The sequence below is a fragment of the Okeania hirsuta genome (assembly GCF_003838195.1).
GTDB lineage: Bacteria > Cyanobacteriota > Cyanobacteriia > Cyanobacteriales > Microcoleaceae > Okeania > Okeania hirsuta.
In genome coordinates, this window is record NZ_RCBY01000025.1 from 1 (window position 1) to 26,055 (window position 26,055).

Consider the following 26,055-nt stretch of genomic DNA (forward strand, 5'->3'; position numbering starts at 1 on the left):
CCTCTTTCTTCTTCCTTCTTCCTTCTTCCTTCTTCCTTACCTTTGCTATACAAGACCAATGCTACCGGACATGATATAATAAGTATTCAACCGGATTTGATATTACTCCGTGTATAGTAAGTTACAAGGGTTTCTAGAAGAGGAAAAAAATTGATAATAGCAAGGAGTGAAAGATATAACAAAGAACGGGGAAAAATAATCAAACTGGAGAAGAGAATGACTTTTTTGTAGAGTCTTATATCAAATTCTGTTTAATCGGAATGATATAGTTTCTTTTATTATTATTAGTAAGGACTTTCCGTTCCGAAAGCCCTGAAAATATTGACTCTTCTTCCTCAATATTTAATAATACTGAGGCTTTGTTGCACAAAGGAAGGAAATAGGGTAAAAATAGCAGTGCATGACACGCAAAACCTACACCGAAGTAGATCTGAGTAACTCCAAGTCTAATTCCAAGTACCGGGTAAGCAACTGGTCTGAATATGATCCTTCCCTAAAGCACAGAGGGAGTCTGACATTTTGGCTCAGTCCTGAAGTAATAGAGCAGTGGGTAAACCAACAGAAAACAAGACCTAGGGGAGCATCGAATAGTTATAGTAATGTAGCTATTGAATTAATGGTCTCTGTGAGTAGCTTGTTTGGATTAGCAGGACGACAAACAGAAGGATTTGTCGAATCTATATTTAGTTTGATGGAACTAGACTTACCTGTACCAGACCATAGCACTGTATCTCGTCTGATCAGGAAGTTAAACATTACTATACCAGTGATACCAAAGGCAGAAGGGACTCACGAGCGTAGTAGATTCTACGAGAGTCAAAGTATATGGTGAAGGGGAATGGAAGACCAGGATTGACGGTGTAGGCAAACCTGTAAAATTGCGTAAACTACATCTAGGGGTAAATGTTTGCGCAGCATTCCGAAGGAAAGCGACAGGAGAAATAATTGCTGCTGTAGTAACAACCAACGATGTTAGTGATGACCAAGTATTCTCTGACTTGCTTGATGGAGTTGAAGATGAAATAGTAAAAGTTTCGGGCGATGGAGCATACGACAAGTGCAAGTGCTATGAAAAAGCTAGTCACAAAGGAGCTAAAATCACAATTCCGCCACGAAAAAATGCGGTGATTTGGCAGCATGGCAACTGTAGAGGTACTCCCCATCCTAGAGATAAAAACCTTAGACGCATTGGTATCTGTGGGCGAAAGAAGTGGAAAGGTGAAAGTGGCTAGCACAGGCGTTCTCGCTTCAGAAACTACAATGTTTAGACTCAAAGCTCTATTTGGAGGAAAGTTGAGAAGAGGATTATTTAACAACCAAGCGGTGGAGTTATTCATTCAATGCACTATACTTAACCCCATGATACATAATGGTAAGCTCGAAAGTTATCAAGTAGACATCTAGTCTCCCCCTCTTGTGGGAGTAATATCATGTCCGTTTATATCGTTTGTGTAAACCCAAGGGTGAATATCTACAGGAAATGATGGTTTTTTCTTGCGAGGGTAGCCTTCTTTCCTCTTCCCTCTTTCTTCTTCCTTCTTCCTTCTTCCTTACCTTTGCTATACAAGACCGATGCTACCGGACATGATATAATTTGTGATTCCGGAACGGATCGCGGAGCGAATCGCAACTTTCATGCAACAAAGCCTAATACTAATGCTATCCAAATCTCATATTGCTTTCTCCTCCAAGAGCCATAGTTACTCTCAACTCTTTAGCAGAGTAAAAATATCTTTGATTCCTTCTGCTGTGTTTCCTCTAACTTTTTTGTATAGCAGAAGGAAGAAATAAGTAAGGAAAATGTTGCGTTGTCTGAGTTTTAAGCTTTTGATATGTCAAATGTAGTAATGGCTACTGCTATAACTATTCATTTTTAACTCATGGTAAAATGTAGTGAAATATACAATTAACTATAACCCGAAAAGATATAATTGAACAAATAATTAATCACAATTTTTTAAAGGTACATCTACTACTACATCTACTACTAAAAGTGGTTAATATTCCGGACAAAAAGCAGGGTGTAAAGAAAAATCAACAAGATGAAACACTTATGCAATTATAATGACTCAAGATATTGGTTTATATTCTAAATCTCCTCACCTTGCCAGAAGTGCTGGGCAACAAATTGTATCGAAACGTAGTCGCTTGGTGCAAGCATTCACAATGATGCTACTGATCACTAGCTTAATTGGCATCAATGCTTATCGTGTAGTACAACTACAATTAGTTCAGGGAAAGTATAACCGGGAACGTGCAGAAAACAACCGCATTCGTCTAGTTCCAGTGGCAGCGAGTCGTGGTACAATTTATGACCGCAAAGGTAAAATCTTAGCGGGTAATAAGCTGTCTCGCTCCGTATATTTGTGGCCTCAAGAATACTCAGCTGCAGAGTGGTCAGAACTTGCAACCGAATTAAGTTCAATTTTAGACATTTCCGCTAGCGATATTATCAACAAATTAGAAGAAGTTGGCTATGATTCACCCCTAGGAGTTAGAATCTTTTCTAATCTCGATCCCACTACCTTCATAGCATTAGCAGAAAAAACTGGTGAAACACGAGGACTAGAAGTGCGTACTGAAAATATTCGCTACTATCCTAATGGCAGTTTAGCAGCTCATCTGATTGGATATACTGGCGAAGCAACCAAAGAAGAATTGATATCTAACCCCAAATACCCAATGGGAATGATTGTTGGTAAAATGGGGATAGAAAGTTCCGCAAACTCTAAATTGGAGGGAGTTTGGGGTAATCGTTTGATTGAAGTTGACGCTAAAGGTAACAAAATCCAGGAACTGGGAGCCAAAAATCCGACATCAGGCAAATCAGTCAAATTAACCTTAGATATCGATATTCAAAAAGCAGCAGAAAAAGCACTAGGAAACCGTCGGGGTGTGGCAGTTGCCATCAATCCCAAAACAGGGGAAATCTTAGCAATGGCAAGCAGACCTACATTTGACCCTAGTCTATTTACTGGTAAGATGACAACCTCAGAATGGCAACGTCTGCAAGGTGCAAGTAAGCCCTTTTTGAATCGTGCGCTCCAGGGTTATCCGCCAGGAAGTACTTTCAAAACAGTTGCTTCTGTTGCAGCACTCCAGTCTGGTAAGTATTCTCCTAACTCTAGAGTGAGAACTTATAATGCTGTCACTATTGGTGGCATCACTTTTAACGAACATAGTGGAGGTTATGGGTTAATTGGTTTTAGGGATGCTTTAGCTTACAGTAGCAATACATTTTTCTATCAAATGGCTGTGAATATTGGCCCGGAAGTAATTTCTAAGTGGGGGCGAGAGTTAGGTATTGGTGGCAGTATTGACTTAAAACTATTGGGGATAGATGGTAATCATGGTCAAATTCCCACTCCTAAAGAAAAAGAAGAGATTTATGGAGAACCTTGGCATATTGCTGATATTGTGACTATGGGTATAGGTCAAGGTTTGGTGTTGGTAACTCCTTTAGAATCATCAGTGATGGTCAGCACGATCGCTAATGATTCTAAAGGAGTTACCAACACCAAACCTTGGCATATTGCTGATATTGTGACTATGGGTATAGGTCAAGGTTTGGTGTTGGTAACTCCTTTAGAATCATCAGTGATGGTCAGCACGATCGCTAATGGTGGGTATCGAGTAAAGCCTCATTTATTGGCATCTCAAACTGGCACTGCAGCTACTAAATCAATTAAAACTGGTCTAAAACCTTCAACTATTAATACAGTGCGCGAAGGATTAATTGATGTGGTGAGGAAGGGTACTGGTCGGAGTTTGAATGATGGTACTATTCCATTATCTGGAGGAAAGACTGGCACGGTGGAACTTCCTGGGCAGGCAGATAATGCGATGTATATTGGGTTTGCACCTGCTTATAATCCTGAAATCGCTGTAGCAATTGCAGTTGAGGAGGGTGGTTACGGTTCGGTAGGTGCGACACCAATTGCTAAAGCTATTTTTGATACTTATTTTGCTAATAAAGGAAAATAGTATAGCAGAAGGAAGAAGGAAGAGGGAAGAGGGAAGAAGGAAGAGGGAAAAATTTTACCTTGTCTGAGTTTTCAGCTTTTGATCTGTCCGTCCTCTTTCCTTAGACTCCTATAGTATTATGTCCGGCTAAATAGACATAGGCGTGATAATCAAAAATCAAAAAATTATCAATTATTTCTCCCTGTTCCCTGTTCCCTTATAACTAAATTATTGTTTTAACCAAAAGACGTAGTGCTTTTTTTATGAAAAAAAATTCTTCATTCTTCCTTCTCTGCTGACTTCTGACTCCTGACTCCTGAATCCTCCGTCGCTTTTTATAAGTATTCAACCGGACATGATATAACTTTAAGACTTCCTATCAGAAAAGCAATACTTCTAATGTTAATTTAAAGTATATTTATATAACATATTTGATAGTGAGGTTTATGGAGTTTTATCTGGTCAACCCTTGGATAGCCAACATTTGTTGGATCCTGGGTTCTATATTATTTGTGGAACTGGTGCGAGATACTTATCATGTGGTTTCTCATATTTGGTCTCCTTTGTATAAATGGCACGGTTGGCATCATCGTGTTTTCCGCCCAGACTTGACTCCTGTCAGTACAGAGGTTTATCAAAAAGCTACTTGGTATCACGATGTCCCAGAATCTCTGGTAATGTTGACTTTTAGTCTGTTACTCTGGGCACTAACTTTTGTTTGGATACCTTCTTATCATTGGGCTACTTTAGCAGGTTCTGTTTATACTTTAAGTTTCTTGCTTCCGGCGATCGCTCGTGGTATTGGTATTCCTCATGCTGACCAACTTACAGACCTCAATCATCTTCCTGGTGCATTCTCAGAGCCTCCCACTTATTGGTTTGTTAACCGTTCTTATCATTGGCGACACCACTTCGATAATCAAAATGCTTATTTTTGCGGTACTCTGAGTCTGGTAGATAAACTTATGGGTACAGCTCTTTCTCTCAAAGGTAAAACTATTGCTGTTACAGGTGCTTCTGGCAGTTTAGGGCGATCGCTTCTCCTACATCTTCACAAAGCAGGGGCAAAAGTAATTGCTCTTACCTCTGGGAATCAAACTATTACTATAAATATAGATGGTAAAGACTTAAAAGTAAGTACCATAAATTGGCAAGTAAGTCAAGAAAATAATTTAGCAGATTTATTTAAAAAAGTAGATATTTTAGTATTAAATCATGGCATTAACGTACATGGAGAAAAGACAGCAGAAGCGATCGCTAAATCTTATGAAATTAATACTTTTTCTAGTTGGCGAATGTTAGAAATCTTCCTCAAAACTGTGAGAACAAATTCTGATATTGCCTGTAAAGAAGTCTGGGTTAACACATCAGAAGCAGAAGTTTCTCCAGCTTTTAGTCCTCTATATGAACTCACAAAAAGAACCCTTGGAGATTTAGTTACTTTAAGAAAATTAGATGCTCCCTGTGTCATTCGGAAATTAATATTAGGTCCGTTTAAAAGTAATCTTAATCCCATTGGAATAATGTCTGCTGATTGGGTGGCAAAACAGATAGTAAAATTAGCAAAAGCAGATGTTAGAACAATTATTGTCACAATTAATCCTTTGACTTTTGTAGCAATTCCTATCAAAGAATTTTTAGTTTCTACTTACTTTAAATTATTTACTTCTAAATAGGGTTTGCTGAATAAAGTATTTTGGTAGGGGGTGGGTTGTCTCCTGACTCCTCCTCTGACCAAAAGACTTCCATAAGCGAACCCTACTCAAACTTGCCGCTTTTTCTGTATAAAAAACTCCTTACTGCAAGAGATAAACCATAAATCCTAAGACGAGCAGCATTCACAGAATTAGGATCGTGAGCATCAAACGCCTCCACTGCACCCAAAGAATCCGGTTGCCTACCGATATCAAAAGATAGTTTCTCCGTTTCTTCAAAAGAAAGCGACCGACCTATGGTTATCGTTGCTAAATCCAACCAAGGGGAAGTTTCTTCACTCCATTCTACTTCTTGGGTAAAAATCTTAGTTTTATCCCCTTGAATATCTTCATGCAAGCGTAATTGGAGATGATAGATAATAGGTTTTTGGGAAAGTTTCTCAACATATTCCTTGCGGAGATAATCAATAGGTCTGGTCTCATCAGGAAGGCGATTTTGCAACCAAATTTATTAAGACCCGCTTTTTTTACTGAGAGCTGACAGCTAATAGCTGAATGCTTACGCTAACCTAGTGCAGGATGGCAGAAATAACTAACCAGTTACAAAATCCTAAAACAATTACAGATCAAAAATGATTGACTTTTAAATGCATGACTTTTAACTTCCGGGTAGCGACACTAATCTCTGTTTTTCTTAACCATCATTAATCCCATCATCCATCTGAGATAACATTGTCTGTATTTCAATATTCGACTCCTCAACTTCCATTTCTATCGAATCAAAAGTTGGCTGTACAACGAAAGGTAAAGATGCTCCTATCAATCCTCTTTTAATCCTTTCTGGAGTCTCTGAAAATAAAACAAATAAAGGATAAATTTCCTCAGCTTCTTGAGAATAAATGTGTTTATAACCTTGAGGCATTACCCATTCATATTCCTTATCTAATAAAATCTGAGTTTGTCGCCAACGACTAAGTAGATCGGAAAAGTCTTCCTGGGGTCTATAAATAAAAATAAAAATTTCTGCTCCTGTCTTAACCTTCCACTCAGGGTCGCACATAAAAATTCCTAGATCGCAAGGCAAATTAACAGTTTTTCCTGACTCATTACCATGTTTTCGTAAACTAATAATAGGTAGAGGAATCACAATTAAACTATCTTCTGGACGACGCATACTGGGAAGCATTTCTAAGTATGGTCTATGTTGTTTAAGTAGTGCAATTGTTGCTTGTGAATTACTATATTCTGCTAGTAGTGCTTCGTAATCTGATTTTTTTATAACCATAATAATTTTAATTTTTTCTTATATTTAACTTATAATTTTCTACTATTTCAAATAGGGAATAGGGAGTAGGGAGTAGGGAACAATAGGAAAAAAATTTTCCTGTCTAAGGTTTATCATCAGCATAAGTCCTAACCAACTCGTTCTTTGCTATATAAAATTTGGATAGGAACAGGGAATACAACTTGTTAGGGACTAGCAAAAAAATAGACTACCAGCTAATCTATAGAGTAGAGATTGCTTCGGCTAGCTTAACTATTCCCGATTGAGGTTGAGTTTAATATCATCGCCTCGCAATGACAGCCACGAGCCTTTTTCTACACCAATAATTGGTACTTTATTAAGTTGCAAATCCCTTATAGCAGTCAAAGGAAAGGTTAGGACAGTTCAAAAGTTTAAAACTCAGACAACGTAATACTTTTCCTTCTTCCTTCTTCCTTCTTCCTTCTTCAATTCACTCTACAAATCTTCAAATACCTTAAACATAGGTAAATACATAGAAAGCAAAATCGCACCAACCATCGCACCAATAACAACAATCATTAAAGGTTCCAACATACTTGTCAAAGATTTTACGGCTTCCTCAACTTCTTGTTCATAAAAAGCTCCCACCTTCATCAACATCGCATCCAACTCACCAGTTTCCTCTCCAATAGCCATCATTTGAACTGCTAAAGAAGGAAAAACTTTCTTTTCTTGCAGAGCTAAACTAATCATTCCCCCACTTTGAATTTCTTGCCTTGCATACTCAACAGACTCAGCGATCGCCGCATTTCCTGCCACATTTCTCACAATTTCTAGAGACTTCAACATTGGTACACCGGAGCGAGTCAAAGTACCAAAAATCATACAAAAACGAGCCACTGCCGACTTTTCAATAATATCTCCAAAAATAGGAAGTTTCAGAAATATTTTGTCAAAAAATAGCCTACCTTGGTCTGTTTTATAAACCATTGTATAAACAACGTAAATAAAAATAATTGTGCCTATTGCCGTTACTTGAGGAATAGGAGGCCAAGTTCTACAAAAAGCACTAATACCTAACATAAAAACAGTAAAAGCAGGCAACTCAGTACCAATTTCTTCAAAAATTTTGGCAAAGGTTGGTAATAGAAAAGTCGTCATACCAAAAAATACTGCCAAAGCAATAAACATAACAGTTTTTGGATAAGACATAGCAGACTTAATTTCACTCAAAGTCTTAGCATTTTTCTCCAACATTACTGCCAAACGCTCAAGCACTTCATCAAGGACACCACCCACCTCTCCAGCAGCCACCATACTCAGAAATAATTCATCAAAACAAGCAGGATGTTTCCTCATTGCTTCTGACAATTCAGTGCCTTCTTCTACCTCTGCACTAATCATTTTTAGAGCATATTTAATCTTATAATTAGAGCTTTGTTCTTGTAATACTTTAAGACACCTGACCATCGGCACACCTGCATTAAACATCGCAGCAAATTGACGTGCAAAAACAGCTAAGTCCTTAACAGTAATCGTAGCAAGGGCGACGTTTAATTTTTCTTCAAATGCTTTTAATTGTTCCTCTAATCCACCTTTAGATTTTTTCCTGGCTAAATTGCTAGTCATAGTTTATTTTCCTCATTTTTTTAATCTTTAATAAACAACTATTTGCTTAGGTGGCGTGATTTTAAATTGCTTTTGAAAAAGTTTTTAATTATCATTAGCTTTACTCTGTTTCCAAATCAGACCTTAAGCGAAAAAACCTCTTTGATCAAAATAATTGGGTCGCGCAACCCTGCCTTTTAAGGCGAAATGTTTTCGGAGGCTTACTCAAATCCCCTACTTCCCCTCCTGGGAGGGGTTAGGGGTGGGTTAACTTCTGACTTCTGACTTCGTTAACTATCACCTACCACCTCTCAAGAAGTTTGTTTTTCATACGATTGTCAAAAGTACTTTACTCAGTAGAATGGAGAAAGGAAGATTGTATGAAGTTCTTCTAATACTCCTCACTCCTCTACTACCGACAACCGATCGCCCAATAATATCTAACGACGAGCCTTAGTTTTTTCTCCCTTCACTTTAGGTTCTGGACCAATCAAAGCTTCTAACTCATCTGGCTTTACCGCTTTAGCCATCACATTAGCCCAAGTAGCCTTTCCTTCTTTATATAAATCGGCAAGAGACATTTCCATAGTCTGCATACCCAACTTTTTACCCATCTGAATTTGAGAATAAAGTTGAGCATTTTTAGATTCCCGAATTAAGTTAGCGATCGCCGGAGTATTAATCAAAATTTCCTGAGCAACACAGAGACCCCCACCAACTTTTTTCACCAAGTTTTGACTACAAATACAAACAATAGAATTAGCCAACTGCGACCTAATTTGAGGTTGTTGTTCTGGAGGAAAAACATCTAACATCCGGTCTACCGTACTAGAAGCAGAATTAGTGTGTAAAGTCCCAAATACCAAGTGACCTGTTTCTGCTGCGGTACTAGCCAAAGCAATAGTTTCCAGGTCTCGCATTTCTCCCACCAGAATAATATCCGGATCTTGACGAAGTGCCCCTTTCAGAGCATTAGAAAAACTTTTTGTATCTTCTCCCTTTTGCCGTTGATGAAACAAACTCTTAACGTTAGGAAAAACATATTCTATAGGGTCTTCAACAGTGAGAATATGTTCAGAACGGGTACGGTTAATCAAATCTAGCAAAGCCGCCGTAGTAGTTGTTTTTCCAGATCCAGTCTGCCCTGTCACTAGAAAAAGTCCCCTTGGTCGCTCAGTCATCTCCCGTAAAATCATCGGGAATCCAAGCTTATCAATATTAGGAATTTGAGAAGCCAAAGCACGCATACAAGCTGCCCAACTACCTCTCTCCCGATAAACATTTAAACGGAAACGAGCCAACCCCTTAACACCATAAGCACTGTCAAGTTCCCAATTTTGCTCCAAATGCTTACGCTGCATATTGTTGAGCATTTGGAAAATCAGATTTTGCACTTCCAGTGGGTCAAGATTTTCTCCAAACTGTGGCTGAGGCATAAGTTGGCCAGTAATTCTAAAAAAAATAGGAGCGCGAGCTTGGATATGTATATCTGAACCGCCCTGCTCTACAAGGGACTCCAACACATCTTCAATCATAAAAGACATAATTTCAATCTCCCGAAAAACGTTGCATTTGCTATACTTAAAAAGTTAATTACTCCTCAACTACTCAAAGCGGGGTGTCATACAATATGGACAATATCGCCATTCTGCCTCTAATTCAGCATTACAAGACTTACAAACTAGATTCTGTTTAGCTTGGCGCTTCATTTCTGCCTCCAGACCAGAGTCAGTAAATGTTACCCGCTCTACCTCTTCAAAAGTGGTATAACCTTGTCGCACCAAATCCAAGCTATACTGCAATAAAGTAGTCATTCCTTCTTCAACTGCTACTTCCTTAATTTGCTCTGTAGGTGCTCTTTGAGTAATTAGAGTTTGTAGTCGCTCTGTAGACTTCATAAATTCATAAACACCTACACGACCTTTGTAACCTAGACCACCACATTTTTTACAAAGTTCGTCCCTTTCTGCCAATACCCTGCGGTCTTCAACTGGTATAGTATTTGCTCTGTAGAAAGTATAATCCTGCTCCTGAGAAGGAACTAAACCATAGCGAGTCAACTCCTTAGGTTCAGGAGCATAGGGAATTCGACATTCACTACAAACCCTACGCATTAGACGTTGTGCCAAAACACCTAACAAAGCAGCAGAGACCATAAAAGATTCAACTCCCATCTCATCAAGTCGAGCGATCGCCCCTGCTGCATCATTAGTATGTAGGGTTGTTAAAACTAAGTGTCCAGTTAATGCCGCCTCAATAGCCGTTTTTGCTGTTTCCTTATCCCGTGTTTCACCCACCAGTAGGACATCAGGGTCTTGTCGTAGAAATGCCCGGAGGATATTAGCAAAAGTTAAGTCTTTTTCTCGAATCACTTGACACTGAGTAATCCCAGGTAAAGCATATTCAATGGGGTCTTCTGCAGTACTTATATTAATACCCGGATCGTTTCGTTCTGCCAAGACAGAATATAGAGAAGTAGACTTACCAGAACCTGTTGGCCCCGTTACCAGAATTAATCCAAATGGACGACTAGCAGTTTCCCTCACTAAAGCCAAAGTATCCTGGTCTGTAATTAACTTATCCAACCCTAGTTGGGTACTAGAGCTGTCCAAAATCCGTAAAACAATCTTTTCACCATAGCGACTAGGTAAACTATTTACCCTAAAGTCAATAGTACGTCCCTTAAATACTTTACGAATACGACCATCTTGAGCTTGCCGTCGTTCAGCAATGTCTAAGTTAGCAATAATTTTGAAGCGGGAAGTAATAGCTGGGATAACTTTTTTCGGAAACCGAAAATATTCTTGCAATACCCCATCTTTACGCATCCGAATTCTGATAAATTCCTCTTGGGGTTCCACATGAATATCTGATACTCCCTCAGTCAGAGCTTTCACTAAAATTACATTAACAGCCTTAATCACAGGAGCATCTTCAGCTTCAGAGATGCTTTGTGCTATGTCCTCTACCGCATTCTCATCTTCAGCTTCTTCTAATTGCTGAGTCTCAAAAAATCCTGACTCCAGCTCTAACTCTTTTTCTTCTGCCTTTTTCGCAGCAACAGCGTCCTTTTTCGTTTGCTCGTCTAAGTAGTAGTTAATTAGGTGTTGATAATCTTCTGGAGTAATGACCAGACGCTGTAAAGTTAATCCACGATGTCTGAGAATTTTATTTTTCAGTTCATCTAAAGCTTGGAGGTTATCAGGGTCGGCCATTGCTACCATCACAAAGGGTTGCTGTTTTTCATGTTCATTCAGCAAATTTGACGGCAGTGAATCTCCAGCAAACTTCTCTAATTCCTCAACGAATGTACCTTGTGAACCAATTCTTTGAGTCAAAACTTTTAACATTTGGTTTTTATCTATTTTGCCAGCTCGGACTAACTGATTTGCCAAATGAGTTTCGTGGCTAAATAGTGGTATAATTCGGTTACGACGACAAGTTTCTATCGGAATTACTGTGTCAATGAGATAACATACTTGTTGTGGTGGAATTTGAGTTATTTCTGGGTCAAAGGCAGCTACACCATAGAAAATCATTAGTTCAAATAGCTGCTGCTTTTTGTAATGCCTCAGTAATTCTGGAGGTAAAGCTTGTCCTGTTAGAGCTTGGAGCAGATCTGTCAAAGATTTACCGGTTTTACGGCTTTCAACTTGACATTTTTGGAATTGTTCAATGTTGACATAGCCTGCTTGAACCAGTTTATTCCCAAAAGGAGAAAGATTGCTAAGGGCAACTATAGCGGTGCGTGAATTCCGTGAAGAGGTTTGGGCCATGGCTGATAAATTAAATTCTCCTGAATCTAAGTATTCCCTAAGTTTTTGATGAAATTTACACCAGCTTAACAAGTCGTTAACTTAGTTTACTGATTAAGTATTTCCTGTTTCCTGGTTTAATATTATTTCTGGTGAGTATTTGAATAGCTTTAGTTAAGTTAATCTAGGGATAGTCTACAATTATACAAAACTCCTAAATTAGAATTAAGGCCAGTAATTACCATGTTACTGTAAAAACCCTAGCAATTTAATTCACATAGCATAGAAATACTTTCTCTTTTGTTTGATATAGCAGCTACAATCAGCTATAGCCAGTAAAAATATCGACCAGAAAAATGTTTTGGTTAATATAAAATAATTCGGTATAATCTAAAACTAGAGTCAAGAAATCTCCAGGGACACAATGTTTACGAAAAACATCAGGCCATAGAACTAGGAAAGCCTATTATTTATTGTTGAGGTCTCAGGAACTACTTCAGAGTGACTGAGATAGTATTGCAATCTATGTTAATTTTAAAGAATATCCTAACTATTATATAATAGACTAATGTTAATGGTTGACCAGTTCAACAACCTTAACCTTTTCTAGTTTAAAATCTGTAAAAGAGTCTTTGTCTTTAGTATAAGTAAGTTTTTTTAAGAGTGATAACCATAATTTTATTTGTGACATAGACTTAATTAGTAATATTAGCAATTTTTTAGTAAAGAAATTGGTTAGGTATTTTGCTAAAAAATTAAGTACCCTATAATTTCTATAAACCACTATACTTGCTAATATTAAGCTTATAAGCTTGGCGCTAAAAACCTGATAACTAATAAGTTTAAAGGTGGTAATAATTATATAGCCCAGTTAAAAATCAGTGTTTCCATAGTGCTTTTTATTCTGAATAAATCAGAGGAAAAAAGCAAAATTAAAAGCAGTAACAACCGTCAGTATCCAGGAGAAAATTAAATGGTAGGAGAGATACCATCAGCAGAAACAACAAATCAAGAAATACATGAAAATATGGAAGTGGTTGAGGCAAACGCAGAATTAGACTCATCTCAAAAACTTGAAAATATTGAGGAAGTATCTGAAGATAATGGTTCTGTAAATACAGACCAACAAAACTTCGAGCAAATGTCACAGAATATAGTCCTTTTAAAAGAGGCAAATGAATCTCTGCAAACTCAGGTAGAAACTACCAAAGTTCAGCTAGAAGAGAAAGATATTCAATACAAAAGACTAGCCGCAGACTTTGAGAACTTCCGTAAACGTACACAAAAAGAAAAAGAAGAACTGGATGTACAAGTCAAGTGCTCCACAATCATCGAATTATTACCAGTAATTGACAATTTTGACCGTGCTCGTTCTCAGATTAAACCAGCTAATGATGGAGAAATGAATATCCACAAGAGCTATCAAACTGTCTATAAGCAAATGGTAGAAACTCTGAAACGACTGGGAGTTTCTCCTATGCGTCCAGAAGGTCAAGAGTTTGACCCAAATCTACATGAGGCAGTAATGCGAGAAGCAACAACAGAATATCCAGAAGGAACTGTGACAGAAGAGTTAGTGCGGGGATATACTCTCGGAGATCGTGTCCTCCGACACGCCATGGTAAAAGTAGCCACAGCTCCAGAACCTGTAGAATCTACAGAAGAAACTCAAACTGATCCAGAAGGTTAAAGGTAAAAAATGGCAGTCCGAAAGTTCCCAGAAGATTTATCCCCTGGTAGAATAACTACACGCTGGAGAAATCCCGGTTTCAACGTCTGGTATAATTGTTGAATGCGATTAAGAATAAGGTTTGTCGCCATGACCTTTAGCTGTTTGGAGTTAAACTCCGGTAGATAGGAGACGGGAATGATATTTCCTAGGAAAGCTGTTAGCTCCGCATTTGACACCGAAAAGTAAGAAGGCAGCTAAAGCAGCGATTTATTGCTCCAGCATTTTGAGTAAAACCACTCTCAAAGCTAAAAAAAAAAGTAACCTCACAGCTAGATTTTGATCTATGCCGAGGAGTCTAGGAGTCTGTTGACAGGTTTCAACCATAAGCGGGTTTATCCCTCTATGCGGTAGCCAAACCACAAAATCCAGGGTGTTTCAACCCCTGGATATGTTAAAACACTTCCATATTTTTGTTTAATCACCACACTTAGTAAGTTGTATTCACACTATTCAAAATTAGCTAAAAGAAAATACAAGTGTAAAAATTTCAATCTAAAATCTTACCGAGATTACTTGATTTGTTCTGAATACAACTTTACTAAAAAAACTCAAAATATTTTTGACTATTTAAGAACGCCGAAGCACTATGGGAAAAGTCATTGGCATTGATTTAGGGACAACTAATAGTTGTGTGGCCGTCTTAGAAGGGGGCAAACCAATTGTAATTTCCAACTCAGAAGGTGGGCGTACAACACCAAGTATTGTGGGATTTGCGAAAGGGAACGAACGCTTAATTGGCCAACTAGCAAAGAGACAATCAGTAAACAATGCAGTAAATACAGTTTACAGTATCAAAAGGTTTATTGGCAGAAGATGGGACGATACAGAAGAAGAGCGCTCCCGAGTTCCATATACCTGTATTAAGGGTAAAGATGATACTGTAAATATCCAGATACGAGGCAAGAATTATACAGCTCAAGAAATTTCAGCAATGATTCTGCAAAAAATGAAGCAGGATGCTGAAAAATATTTAGGAGAATCTGTTACTCAAGCAGTAATCACAGTACCCGCTTACTTTACAGATGCACAAAGACAAGCAACTAAAGATGCAGGAACAATTGCTGGTCTGGAAGTGCTGCGAATTATCAATGAACCAACTGCTGCTTCTTTATCTTATGGCTTAGATAAGCAAGACCAAGACCAGACCATTTTGGTATTTGACCTTGGTGGTGGGACTTTTGATGTTTCGATTTTACAGTTAGGAGATGGCGTATTTGAAGTTAAGGCAACTTCCGGTAACAACCATCTAGGAGGAGATGATTTTGATAATTATTTAGTCCGTTGGTTGGTAGAAGAGTTTATAGACCGGGAAGGCACAGACTTATCGGCAGATAGAATGGCGCTACAAAGACTCCGAGAGGCAGCAGAAAAGGCAAAAATAGAACTATCTTCTGCCCAGATTACCAATATAAATTTACCATTTATCACTGCTGACGAAACAGGGCCAAAACACTTGGAGACCCAATTAACTCGTGCTCAATTTGAAAAATTAATACAAAATCTTACTAAAAGTACGATTAAACCAGTAGAACAAGCTCTGAAAGATGCTGGTATAACACCAGAAAAGATAGACAAAATTATTCTGGTGGGAGGGTCTACTAGAATACCAGCAGTTCAGGCAGCAATAAGTAATTATTTTAACATTCAAACTCCTGATACTTCCGTTAATCCCGATGAAGCTGTGGCATCGGGAGCAGCAATTCAAGCTGGTATTTTAGGTGGTGAAGTTAAAGACCTTTTGCTATTAGATGTGATTCCTTTATCCCTGGGGTTAGAAACTTTAGGGGGAATATATACCAAGGTAATAGAAAGGAATACTACAATTCCTACCAGTCGCTCTCAGATGTATTCTACTGCCGTGGATGGACAAACTTCTGTAGAAATTCATGTCCTTCAAGGGGATCGGGCAATGGTTAAAGATAATAAAAGTTTAGGTAAGTTTTTACTCAAAGGAATTCCTCCAGCTCCTAGAGGTATACCTCAAATAGAAGTTAACTTTGATATTGATGCTAATGGAATTCTGAAAGTTAAGGCCTTAGATATAGGAACGGGTAGAGAACAAAGTATTGAAATTAGTAATACAGGTGGTTTGAATGAAGCAGAAATTAAACGAATGCAACAAGAAGCAGAAATTTATGCGCAACAAGATATTCAACAACAAAAATTAGCAGAATTGAGAAATCAGGCAGATACTCTTCTATACAATTACGAAGCAACTATCAAAGAACATGGTGATTTTATTGATGAACAGTTAGCAACAGAACTTGAAGAAAGCTATGAACATTTCAAGCAAGTTCTCATTAACTCAAGAACTGAAAATAATTATGACCAGTTAAATCAGCACATTGAAGAATTCAGGCAAAAGCTTTTTGCTTTAGGTGAAACTTTATACGACCGAAGTGGCGGTGAAAAGATAGATTCACTAGAAAAAGAGAAGATTACTCAGCTTCCTCTAGATTCAGAAACTTCAGAAGAAGAAACTTTAGAGCAAGAAACTAATACACCAATTGATAGTAACCCAACTAAAAATGAGGCAACTTCAGTTAAGGCTGAAGAATCAACTGAAGAACCTGAAAGTGAATTTGGAAAAAATCCATTCCTTTGACACTCGCCCGTTAAATCGAAGATTATAAGGGGCGATTCTTGGCTCAAAGACACTTAACTAGATTAACCAAATTACTCTGATTGATCCCCATAAGTACGTCTCCCCAAGCATTTTAATTACGGTATGCCCTACCGCTATCAATCCACTATTGTAACCACCCTCGTTGGTGGCTTACCATTACCGATATAATTCTTTACAATATAGAAAGTTTTAATGGTCTCGATATTTGAGGAGAGTAGAGAGCTTGACTTTTAGCACCATCTATGATATAAACTTAATACCCACTTATCCCTGATATTTGAGAAATGTTAAGAAAGATGTGGATGGGTAAAGCATAGTTTGGCAGTGAGGTATTAAACCAGTCACTGAAAATATAATGTAGTAACTAGGTGGAGTAAGATTTTTATTAACAAAAAAGTCTATGTTAGAGTGGTAGAATGTGCATAAATATATTGGTAAATTTAAGACCGGATAATATGATCGCCCGATATTTTTAACCTTTGGTCGCAAAAAGTCCCGCGCTATTGTAATAGAATGGCCGTTAAATTGGTAATTTACTTGGAGTTGTATGGGGATGCGAGTGAAATTTTAGATATAATAAATTAGTACTTGCAGCGAACTATAGCTGTCAAGGTGAAAACCAAGCATATAAATAAATAAAAATTTAGCCTGTGGACCCTGTGTAAGACCAAGAAAGTTTTCAGACCATGGAGGCATTGGCGGTTGAAGCAGCATATCTGACACTATCTAGCGACAGCTTTGGTGTTGGGTACTTCAAAGATAAAAGTTATAGGACTTACCCATGAACGCTATTGGTAGGGTGTGTTAGCACGAGTGTAACTGAGCAATACCCCTTATGTAGTGCCTTTGCGTAAGTACTGAGTTAAACAATACACATATTAACACTAATTCTAGGCAATCAGCTCTATGGCCAGCGATTATTATGAAATTCTAGGTGTTTCTCGTACAGCAGACAAAGAGGAACTAAAGCGTGCTTACCGTCGCTTGGCTCGTAAGTACCACCCAGACGTGAACAAAGAGCCAGGAGCAGAAGAACGCTTTAAAGAAATAAATCGTGCTTACGAAGTTCTCTCAGACCCAGAAATAAAAGCTCGTTACGACCGCTTTGGGGAAGCAGGAGTATCAGGAGCAGGAGCGCAAGGTTTCTCCACAGATTTTTCAGACAGTTTCGCTGATATATTTGAAAGCTTTTTCAGTGGATTTTCTGGAGGAATGGGGACACAAGGGCGTAGGCGTACAGGTCCAGTTAGAGGTGATGACCTACGCATAGACCTGAATCTGGATTTCCACGAAGCTGTATTTGGTGGGGATAAAGAACTAACCATCAAACATTTAGAGGTCTGTGAAACTTGCAACGGTTCGGGTGCCAAACCAGGTACAAAACCCAAAACTTGTTCTACTTGTGGGGGAAGTGGTCAAGTACGCCGGGCAACAAGGACTCCTTTCGGTAGTTTTACTCAAGTTTCGGTTTGTCCTTCCTGTAATGGTACTGGGCAAATAATAGAAGAAAAGTGCCCAACCTGTGGTGGACGTGGGCAAAATGAGGTTACAAAAAAAATAAAGATTACTATCCCAGGAGGGGTAGACAATGGTACTCAGTTACGAGTATCTAAAGAAGGAGATGCAGGTAAGATGGGTGGACCACCTGGAGACTTGTATGTTTTCTTGGGGGTCAAAAAAGACTCAGAGTTTAGAAGAGATGGAATTAATATTCTATCTGAAATAAAAATTAGTTATTTACAAGCAATTTTGGGCTGTAGTCTGGAGATAAATACAGTTGATGGCAAAGCAGAATTAATAATTCCAGCAGGTACTCAACCAAATACTGTTCTAACTTTAGAAGATAAAGGAGTACCGAAATTGGGTAATCCGGTAAGCCGTGGTGACCATCTCATTACAATAGTAATAGATATTCCCACAAAAATTACTACAGAAGAACGTGAGTTGCTGGAAAAACTGGCAAGCATTAAGGGCGATCGTATAGGAAAAGGTGGCATAGAAGGGTTTTTAGGAAACTTATTTCACCAAAAATGATCAAGAAAGGGAATAAACAAAGGCAGAAGGCAGATAGCAGAGGGCAGAAGGAACAATTGGTTAGGGTTTTATACCTCAACCAATTGTAGACACCGTGTAGACCGTGGGGTTTTATACCCTTGTTCCCTTCGGTCACTGCCAGAGGACAGGATTCAACAATTAATAATTAATAATTAATAATTAATAATTAACAATTACCTCTCCTTGAAAAGAAGAGGATTGACTCAAAGGAAAATTTTTTCTCATTTCTCCTTTAAAGGAGAGGATTTTTACCTTAATTATTCGGTTAGAATTCCCTTCTGCCTCTTGCCCTCTGTCTTTCCTGATAATAATTGATTGCAACTATACTATTAAAAATTAAAAGATTGGAGAGACAATATTAAATTATGGATTCTCAACCTCAAGTTCAGCAGCAAAAAATACCAGATGCCCAAATAGATTTGCGAGGTACTCCCTGTCCAATTAATTTTGTCAAGACAAAACTACACCTAGAAAAAATGATGCCTGGAGAAATTTTGGAAGTTTGGCTAGACCAAGGAGAACCAATAGAGCAAGTACCTGATAGTTTGATGATAGAAGGTTATCAAATAGAAGAAATAAGCGATCGCTCTGAATATTTTATCCTGAAGGTACGTCGTCCGGAAACGGTTGCATGAGTTGTTCAGAAGAGGGTGATATCTTAGAAGCAAATAAGGATTTGGTAGGGACAGTTGTAGCAGTCCAAGCAAATTTTTACCAAGTTAAGCTCGATACAAAAAATGATTTGGTAAAAAAAACAACAGAAAATTTTACCCAACTCCTGTGTACCCGCAGATCGCGATTGAAGAAAATAGGCCAGAAAGTAATGGTCGGCGATCGCGTGGTGATAGAAGATCCTGACTGGGCAGGTGGACGAGGAGCTGTTGCTGAGGTTTTGCCAAGAACAACAGAACTAGACCGTCCTCCTGTAGCTAATGCAAACCAGGTAATGTTAGTGTTTGCTATGGCAGAACCAGATTTAGACCCTATTGCTTTAACAAGATTTTTAGTAAAGGCAGAGTCAACAGGTTTAGAGGTATGTTTATGTTTGAATAAGTGCGATCTTGTCACACCAGAGCAAATAAAGAAATGGCGCAATAAAATTTCTCAGTGGGGTTACAATCCATTCTTTATTAGTGTGGAAACATATGCAGGTTTGGGGATAGCAAAAGATAATTCGGTTTCTCTGTGGGAAAAACTGAAAAATAAAATTACCGTAATTTCTGGTCCTTCTGGAGTTGGGAAGTCAAGTTTAATTAACTATTTGATTCCTCATGTTAATTTAAGAGTAGCTGCAGTATCAGGAAAGTTGTCACGGGGACGACATACTACTCGTCACGTTGAATTATTTGAGCTACCGACTGGGGGTTTATTGGCAGATACGCCTGGTTTTAATCAACCACAGTTAGAGTGCGAACCTTTGGAGTTAGGGTATTTGTTTCCAGAAGTGCGACAGTATTTAACAGCAGGAAGTTGTCAATTTAGTGACTGTTTGCATCGGGATGAACCTAACTGTGTAGTCAGGGGTGATTGGGATAGGTATGAATATTATTTGATGTTTTTGGAGGAGGCGATCGCGCATCAAGAAGCTTTGCAACAAAAACCTGATGTTGAGTCAAACTGGAAGGCAAAAATAAAGTCAGGTGGCGAACAAAAGTTGGAACCGAAGTTAGTTAGTAAAAAGTATCGCCGTTCTTCGAGAAGATTACAGCATCAGCAGTTACAAGATTTGTGCGAAGAATTCGATGAATTTTAGTAGCTTTGTAGGTTGGGTTGAACTTGGGAAACGCAACATCAATCTTAGGAATTCAATCTCACATCAATATGAGGAATGTTAGCGCAGTTTATGTGTAGAATAAACCCAGCATCAATCTCAGGAATAAAATCCCACATCAATATATTTTTGTTGGGTTGCGCGTTGGCGGAGCCTAGCGGCAGCTATATCGCTTAACCCAACCTACAGTATTATAATTAATGGCGTTGGTAAATTAGGGTATAATGTTTTCCAAAACCTTATAGGTGAACTTGAATGCAATGTCCTGAATGCCAATCAACTCACGTTAACAAAAATGGAAAAAACAAAGGAAAACAGAATTACATCTGTGTTGATTGTCGAAGACAGTTTTTAGACTGTTATCAAACACAAAGAAGCTCCAAAAGATGAGCTAAAACATGAATATCTAACTATGTACGTTAATGGTATGGGTTTGTAGGTTATATCATGTCCGGATAATTAGTTATAAAAAAAAGTTTCTCTTTACTTCTTCTTTCTTCCCTCCTGAATCCTGAATCCTGACTCCTGACTCCTTCGTCGTTTATTTAACTGTTCAACCGGACATGATATTACTCTAAGTCTGAAATTATGCTGGGAGATGAGAGTGAAATTATTAATTCACGCTTCTTAAATTCAGAGATATTCCTGTACCATTCACTCAAAAACTTCTAACTGTTTAGCGCACGCATTCTTTCCTCATCATACCTTCATTTACCAACGCCGTATTTCGGCGTTGGTAAATTACAGGATGAAATTTGTAGGGGCAATCCCCCAATGATTAACTGAGGTGGGTTACAGAGCGCTACCCCAAAATATAAATCATCCCATCAATTACCAACGCTGAATAATATACAATCACTGGCTAATAATCGCTCAAAACATTATTGAATCCTAATAATTACTTAATCATTGAAATCTTGCATAACTATAGAATTTTTTTTCAAAATTGTATAATATCATCAAAAATTACTTCACTTTTGACCAAAACATTATACTGGCTGTGTAATCGGAATTTCCATGACAAACTCTGCTCCCTCATCAGGGGTAGAAATACAACTCAACTTTCCCTTGTGTTTTTCCACAATAATTTGATAACTAATAGACAAACCTAAACCAGTACCTTTCCCTGCCGGTTTAGTAGTAAAAAATCGCTCAAATAAATGCTTCTTAACTTCCTCATCCATACCTAAACCATTATCTATAATCTTCACTATAACTTTGTCTGATATAGCTTCTGTTTTAATTTTAATAGTAGGAGTTTTATCTTGGCAATTATCATTTTCAAAAGCCTCTTCTAAAGCATCAATAGCATTACCAATTAAATTCATAAATACCTGATTTATCATACCAACATAACATTCTACTAAAGGCAATTCTCCATACTCCTTATGAACTTTAATTTCAGGTTTTTTTCCACGCCCTTTAAAACGATTTTGGAGAATTACTAAAGTACCATTAATACCATCATGAAAACTCATCAGAGTTTTTTTCACGTCATCTTTACGAGAGAAATTACGCAGAGAACTCACAATATCACTAATTCTTTCTGTCCCTATTTGCATTGCTGATATTACCTTGGGCAAATCATGCCTCATAAAATCTAGATCTATCTCCTCAAATTCTTGTTTAATGTAATCTGGTGGATCGGAACAATATTCTTCATAAAGATTTAGTAAATTCATCATGTCTTGAACATAATGATTCAAATGGACTATATTTCCATAAACAGAAGTTATAGGATTCTTAATTTCGTGAGCAATTCCTGCTATTAATTCACCCAAGCTAGACATCTTTTCACTATTAGTTAAAGTCGTCTCCGCTTCATTCAGTTCTTGCAAAGTATTTTCTAATTTTCGCTTTTGTTTTCTTAACTCATTTCGAGATTGCTTTAGTGCTGCTTCTGCATTTTTACTCTCAGTAATATCTGTAATAAAACCTTCTAAAGCTATTAATTTTCCTGACTCCGAAAATACTCCTATTCCCTGTTCCCAAACCCATTTAATTTTTCCAGTTTTAGTAGTAATTCGATAAACTACTTGATAATGCTTATTTTCCTGTACAGCAAACCGTATAGCATTCCATAAACGTTGTCGATCTTCTCGATGAATTAATTGTGATAAAAATATTTTCTGTGAACCAAAAAAATCTTTGACTCGGTAACCAGTTAATGAATAGCAACCTTCACTTACAAATTCCACACTTCGATGTAGATCGTTGCAAAAACGATAGGCCATGCCTGGCAAATTACTCACTAAAGTAGCTAATTTTCTTTGACTTTCATATAAAGCTTTTTCTGCATGTTTGCGTTCAGTAATATCTGTAATAACTGTTAACAAACAAAGTTCATTACCAATATCAATAATCTCTGCAGACAACAACCATACTCTAATTGCACCAGATTTAACTCTGAACTCGTATTCCTGATTTTTCACAACTCCTTGCTGTTGTAAGTTCTGTATAAATTCAGTTCTTGCTTCTGGATATACCCATATTTTCAACTCTTGTGCAGTCAAACCGATTATTTCTTCACGGCAATAACCCATTATCTTCAAAAAACCATCATTTACTTCGATAAACCGCCCATTCTCAAAAGTAGTAATACTGATCGGGTTGGGACTACAACGAAATGCTTTTGAGAACTTTTCCTCCGATAATCGTAACTTTGCTTCTACTTGTTGACGTTCAGATATCTCTTTCTGTAATCGCTCAACTACTTCCTGTAGTTCAATTGTTCGTTTTTCTACCCGCTTTTCTAACTCCTCATTTGCCTGCTTTAGTGTTTTTTCTTTTAACACCCGATTGCTAATATCTAAAACTACTGCTTGCCAACCATCTCTACCATCAAACTTCATAGAAGTTAAGAAAACTTCTGCCGGAAATTCAGAACCATCTAAACGTTTATATCGCCAATTAAAACGACTTATGCCTCTGTGTAATGCTATTTCTAAATAACGTTGAAATTTCGTACTTGAATTTTCTTTTCCAGGCTGTTTTAGAGGGCTGAATTGCCAAGGAAGTTTTCCACACAAATCTGATTTATTACTACAGCAAAATAATTTTAAGGCAGCAGAGTTACAATCAATAAAGCCTAGTTCATTTATGAATAAAACCGCATCTTGAGTAGATTCATATAAATCGCGAAACTTTTTTTCTGAAGCTTGTATAGTAGCAATTAATCCTGTTTGGATAGCTCTAGCTTGTTTACTTTCAGTAATATCTCTTGTTACTTGAGAAAAACCCCGTAATTGTTCGTTATTATCATACAAAGCTGTGGTAATTACACTAGTCCATAATTGCGTTTTATCTTGCCTCAAACAGATATTTTCTCTCACAAATTTACCTTTTTCTTGAGCAATTTTTAATTCTTTCTCTGGTAGGTGATTTTTAATATCTTTTTGAGTATAAAAAGTCGATAAATGTCTACCAATAACTTGCTCGGATTGATATTTATAAATACGCTCTGCTCCAGAATTCCAGCTAACTATATATCCGTCAGCATCCAACATAAATAAGGCATAATCTTGAACACTTTCTATTAATAATCTTTGTCTTTCTTCGTTTTCTTGCAAAGCAACTTCTGTCTGTTTACGTCTGGTAATATCTTCAACAAATCCTTCATAATATAAAAAATTTTTCTGGCGATCACGAACTACCCAGGCATTTTCAGCAATCCAAATTATTGTACCATCTCTGCGATAAATCTGGGATTCAAATTCGGAAACTTCTCCTTTTTCTCGTAAAATATCAACAAATTCGTCACGTCGCTGAGAATCTACATAAAGTTGATTTTTAATATCTGCCAATGCAGCAATCATTTCTGTAGAAGAGTCATAACCATAGATGCGAGCTAGTGTAGCATTAGCACTAATGTAGGTTCCTTCAAGTGTTGTTTGGTAAATTCCTACAACTTTATTCTCAAATATACTGTGATATTTATCTTCCATTTGCTGTAATGTCTCTTGGCTTTTCTGAAGATTAATCATTCAAATTTCCCGTTCCAGATTGATAATTGTATGTAACTATTTTTACCTACTGAAGAAGTTTATTATTGAATTAATGTACCCTTTTAGTTATTATATATCTTGACATATTTATAACTTTTTGGCTTAAATATGCGACCATTATCTTAAAAATAAAATTACTGTAGAGAAAGTTGGAAATAAATGTATTTGACTTTTGACTTTTTTTTGTAGACTTATGCTTGATTGTGGAAAATATTCTTTTCAAAGATACATATACAAGATAAACATAAGATAATTAGATAGTGGAAAAATGTATATTTACTTTTAGATATGACTGGTTCTATTGCTCAAAACCAACAAGGTATATCAATGATTAACTCTTCTACTAATGAATGGCCGAGTTTATTACAGCAGTTACTTGATGGCCAATCTTTATCTTCATCTCAAGCATCGAATTTAATGCAAGGATGGCTGCAAGAAGAAATTCCACCTGTTCTATCAGGAGCAATTTTAGCTGCCCTGCAAGCTAAAGGTGTATCTGCAGAAGAATTAGCAGGTATGGCAAAAGTATTACAGTCTTTATCCTTAACAAAAGAAGATGGCGATCGCTCTACTCCCATCACCAACTCCAAATATCCAGTTATTGATACTTGCGGTACTGGTGGAGACGGAGCTTCAACATTCAATATTTCTACTGCGGTTGCCTTTGTCGTAGCTGCGGCCGGAGTGCCAGTAGCTAAACATGGAAACCGTTCTGCTTCTGGTAAAGTTGGTTCTGCTGATGTATTGGAAGCATTGGGAATACGTTTGAGCGCTCCCACGGAAAAAGTAATATCCGCAGTATCTGAGGTGGGAGTAACTTTCTTGTTTGCACCAGGTTGGCATCCCGCAATGAAATCTGTAGTTCCTCTACGTCGTACTTTAAAAGTACGAACTGTATTTAATCTTTTAGGTCCTTTAGTTAACCCTTTGCGTCCTCAAGGTCAAGTCATCGGAGTATTTAATTCTAACTTAGTAGAAACTATAGCTCAAGCTTTAGGAATATTGGAGTTAAAATCGGCGATCGTTCTCCACGGTAGAGAAAAACTAGATGAAGCTGGTTTGGGCGATATTACCGACTTAGCTATTTTATCTAATGGAGAGGTACGAATGACAACCGTTAACCCCCAAGATTTAGGATTAAATTTGGCTCCCATAAGTGCCTTACAGGGTGGGGAGGTAGAAAAAAATGCTGAAATTTTACAGAATGTTCTCCAAGGTAAGGGGACTTCTGCACAGACAGATGTAGTCGCTTTGAATAGTTCTCTGGCACTACAGGTAGCAGGTGTTGTACCACTAGAAGCTCATGCAGAAGGTATTGCTAAAGCTAAAGATATTCTCGAGAGTGGAGCAGCTTGGTTGAAATTAGAGCAGTTAGTTAAATTCTTATAAATCTGCAAAAACTTCTCCATCCGAAAAGCGTAGAAACCGGGTTGATTTTAAATACTTACCATACTAATATTTACCAGCCACAAACCAGGTTTCTACACTTAAAAAAAATCATAGCCCCCATCACCAACGCCCAGATATACTTAATTATTTACTCCTAGTTATTGACTCTTAATTGACGACCATGATTTTCTCCTAAATCCTGACTCCTTATTCTATGAGCTTCACATAAAATTTTTTATAAATATGATGCT

At 37.6% G+C, this 26,055-nt stretch carries 14 protein-coding genes and 2 pseudogenes; 10 read left to right on the top strand and 6 right to left on the bottom strand.

Annotated elements, in window-relative coordinates:
* The first annotated feature begins 400 nt into the window (after positions 1-400).
* The 3 genes and pseudogenes from D5R40_RS06610 (at position 401) to D5R40_RS06620 (ending at position 5,639) form a co-directional block, all read left to right on the top strand.
* Positions 401-1,404, top strand: a pseudogene (locus D5R40_RS06610) (IS5 family transposase).
* 660 nt (positions 1,405-2,064) lie between these two features.
* The gene (locus tag D5R40_RS06615) at positions 2,065-3,984 is read left to right on the top strand and encodes a penicillin-binding protein 2 (RefSeq protein WP_124154404.1); all 1,920 of its coding nucleotides are present in this window, start codon (positions 2,065-2,067) and stop codon (positions 3,982-3,984) included.
* A gap of 425 nt (positions 3,985-4,409) precedes the next feature.
* Positions 4,410-5,639: a bifunctional sterol desaturase/short chain dehydrogenase gene (locus D5R40_RS06620; protein ID WP_124147025.1), complete on the top strand. Its 1,230-nt coding sequence runs from the start codon at positions 4,410-4,412 to the stop codon at positions 5,637-5,639.
* A gap of 82 nt (positions 5,640-5,721) precedes the next feature.
* Here the strand turns inward: D5R40_RS06620 and D5R40_RS06625 are convergent, their stop codons facing one another.
* The 5 genes from D5R40_RS06625 to D5R40_RS06645 all read right to left on the bottom strand — a co-directional run bounded on the left by D5R40_RS06625 (position 5,722) and on the right by D5R40_RS06645 (position 12,248).
* Positions 5,722-6,120, bottom strand: coding sequence for a catalase family protein (locus D5R40_RS06625; RefSeq protein ID WP_124147026.1), 399 nt, complete (start codon positions 6,118-6,120; stop codon positions 5,722-5,724).
* 192 nt (positions 6,121-6,312) lie between these two features.
* Positions 6,313-6,903, bottom strand: coding sequence for a hypothetical protein (locus D5R40_RS06630; protein ID WP_124142659.1), 591 nt, complete (start codon positions 6,901-6,903; stop codon positions 6,313-6,315).
* A 456-nt stretch (positions 6,904-7,359) separates the two neighbouring features.
* The gene (locus D5R40_RS06635; protein WP_124142658.1) at positions 7,360-8,493 is read right to left on the bottom strand and encodes a type II secretion system F family protein; all 1,134 of its coding nucleotides are present in this window, start codon (positions 8,491-8,493) and stop codon (positions 7,360-7,362) included.
* 419 nt (positions 8,494-8,912) lie between these two features.
* Positions 8,913-10,016, bottom strand: coding sequence for a type IV pilus twitching motility protein PilT (locus tag D5R40_RS06640; protein ID WP_124142657.1), 1,104 nt, complete (start codon positions 10,014-10,016; stop codon positions 8,913-8,915).
* 60 nt (positions 10,017-10,076) lie between these two features.
* Positions 10,077-12,248, bottom strand: a complete 2,172-nt coding sequence (locus D5R40_RS06645; protein WP_124142656.1) for a GspE/PulE family protein — start codon at positions 12,246-12,248, stop codon at positions 10,077-10,079.
* Positions 12,249-13,200: 952 nt separating this feature from the next.
* Between D5R40_RS06645 and grpE the strand changes: the two genes are divergently transcribed.
* From grpE to D5R40_RS39205, 6 genes and pseudogenes are all read left to right on the top strand, one after another.
* Positions 13,201-13,917, top strand: a complete 717-nt coding sequence (gene grpE / locus D5R40_RS06650) for a nucleotide exchange factor GrpE (protein WP_124142655.1) — start codon at positions 13,201-13,203, stop codon at positions 13,915-13,917.
* Between the two features lie 628 nt (positions 13,918-14,545).
* On the top strand, positions 14,546-16,564 hold the full coding sequence (dnaK, locus tag D5R40_RS06655) for a molecular chaperone DnaK (RefSeq protein ID WP_124142654.1): 2,019 nt from the start codon (positions 14,546-14,548) through the stop codon (positions 16,562-16,564).
* A 927-nt stretch (positions 16,565-17,491) separates the two neighbouring features.
* Positions 17,492-18,619 (top strand): molecular chaperone DnaJ, encoded by a 1,128-nt coding sequence (dnaJ, locus tag D5R40_RS06660; RefSeq protein ID WP_124142653.1) that lies wholly within the window; start codon positions 17,492-17,494, stop codon positions 18,617-18,619.
* Positions 18,620-19,005: 386 nt separating this feature from the next.
* Positions 19,006-19,275: a sulfurtransferase TusA family protein gene (locus tag D5R40_RS06665; RefSeq protein WP_124142652.1), complete on the top strand. Its 270-nt coding sequence runs from the start codon at positions 19,006-19,008 to the stop codon at positions 19,273-19,275.
* Positions 19,272-20,393: a small ribosomal subunit biogenesis GTPase RsgA gene (gene rsgA / locus D5R40_RS06670; protein WP_124142651.1), complete on the top strand. Its 1,122-nt coding sequence runs from the start codon at positions 19,272-19,274 to the stop codon at positions 20,391-20,393. Before D5R40_RS06665 ends, rsgA begins: the two co-directional genes overlap by 4 nt.
* Before the next feature lie 273 nt (positions 20,394-20,666).
* A pseudogene (locus D5R40_RS39205) lies at positions 20,667-20,844 on the top strand (IS1/IS1595 family N-terminal zinc-binding domain-containing protein); the annotation flags it as partial.
* Positions 20,845-21,400: 556 nt separating this feature from the next.
* Here the strand turns inward: D5R40_RS39205 and D5R40_RS06680 are convergent.
* Positions 21,401-24,394 carry a PAS domain S-box protein gene (locus tag D5R40_RS06680; RefSeq protein ID WP_124154405.1) on the bottom strand — a complete coding sequence of 998 codons (2,994 nt, stop codon included), beginning with the start codon at positions 24,392-24,394 and terminating at the stop codon, positions 21,401-21,403.
* A 348-nt stretch (positions 24,395-24,742) separates the two neighbouring features.
* Between D5R40_RS06680 and trpD the strand changes: the two genes are divergently transcribed.
* A complete protein-coding gene (gene trpD, locus D5R40_RS06685) occupies positions 24,743-25,804 on the top strand; it encodes an anthranilate phosphoribosyltransferase (protein ID WP_124142660.1) in 1,062 nt (353 codons plus the stop codon).
* Positions 25,805-26,055 lie beyond the last annotated feature (251 nt).

Bases quoted from the DNA above. Each gene is read 5' to 3' on its own strand.
- trpD (WP_124142660.1), top strand. From the start codon at position 24,743: ATGATTAACTCTTCTACTAATGAATGGCCGAGTTTATTACAGCAGTTA.
- dnaK (WP_124142654.1), top strand. From the start codon at position 14,546: ATGGGAAAAGTCATTGGCATTGATTTAGGGACAACTAATAGTTGTGTG.
- D5R40_RS06620 (WP_124147025.1), top strand. From the start codon at position 4,410: ATGGAGTTTTATCTGGTCAACCCTTGGATAGCCAACATTTGTTGGATC.
- grpE (WP_124142655.1), top strand. From the start codon at position 13,201: ATGGTAGGAGAGATACCATCAGCAGAAACAACAAATCAAGAAATACAT.
- D5R40_RS06630 (WP_124142659.1), bottom strand. From the start codon at position 6,903: ATGGTTATAAAAAAATCAGATTACGAAGCACTACTAGCAGAATATAGT.
- D5R40_RS06680 (WP_124154405.1), bottom strand. From the start codon at position 24,394: ATGATTAATCTTCAGAAAAGCCAAGAGACATTACAGCAAATGGAAGAT.
- rsgA (WP_124142651.1), top strand. From the start codon at position 19,272: ATGAGTTGTTCAGAAGAGGGTGATATCTTAGAAGCAAATAAGGATTTG.
- D5R40_RS06615 (WP_124154404.1), top strand. From the start codon at position 2,065: ATGACTCAAGATATTGGTTTATATTCTAAATCTCCTCACCTTGCCAGA.
- D5R40_RS06645 (WP_124142656.1), bottom strand. From the start codon at position 12,248: ATGGCCCAAACCTCTTCACGGAATTCACGCACCGCTATAGTTGCCCTT.
- D5R40_RS06665 (WP_124142652.1), top strand. From the start codon at position 19,006: ATGGATTCTCAACCTCAAGTTCAGCAGCAAAAAATACCAGATGCCCAA.
- D5R40_RS06635 (WP_124142658.1), bottom strand. From the start codon at position 8,493: ATGACTAGCAATTTAGCCAGGAAAAAATCTAAAGGTGGATTAGAGGAA.
- D5R40_RS06640 (WP_124142657.1), bottom strand. From the start codon at position 10,016: ATGTCTTTTATGATTGAAGATGTGTTGGAGTCCCTTGTAGAGCAGGGC.
- dnaJ (WP_124142653.1), top strand. From the start codon at position 17,492: ATGGCCAGCGATTATTATGAAATTCTAGGTGTTTCTCGTACAGCAGAC.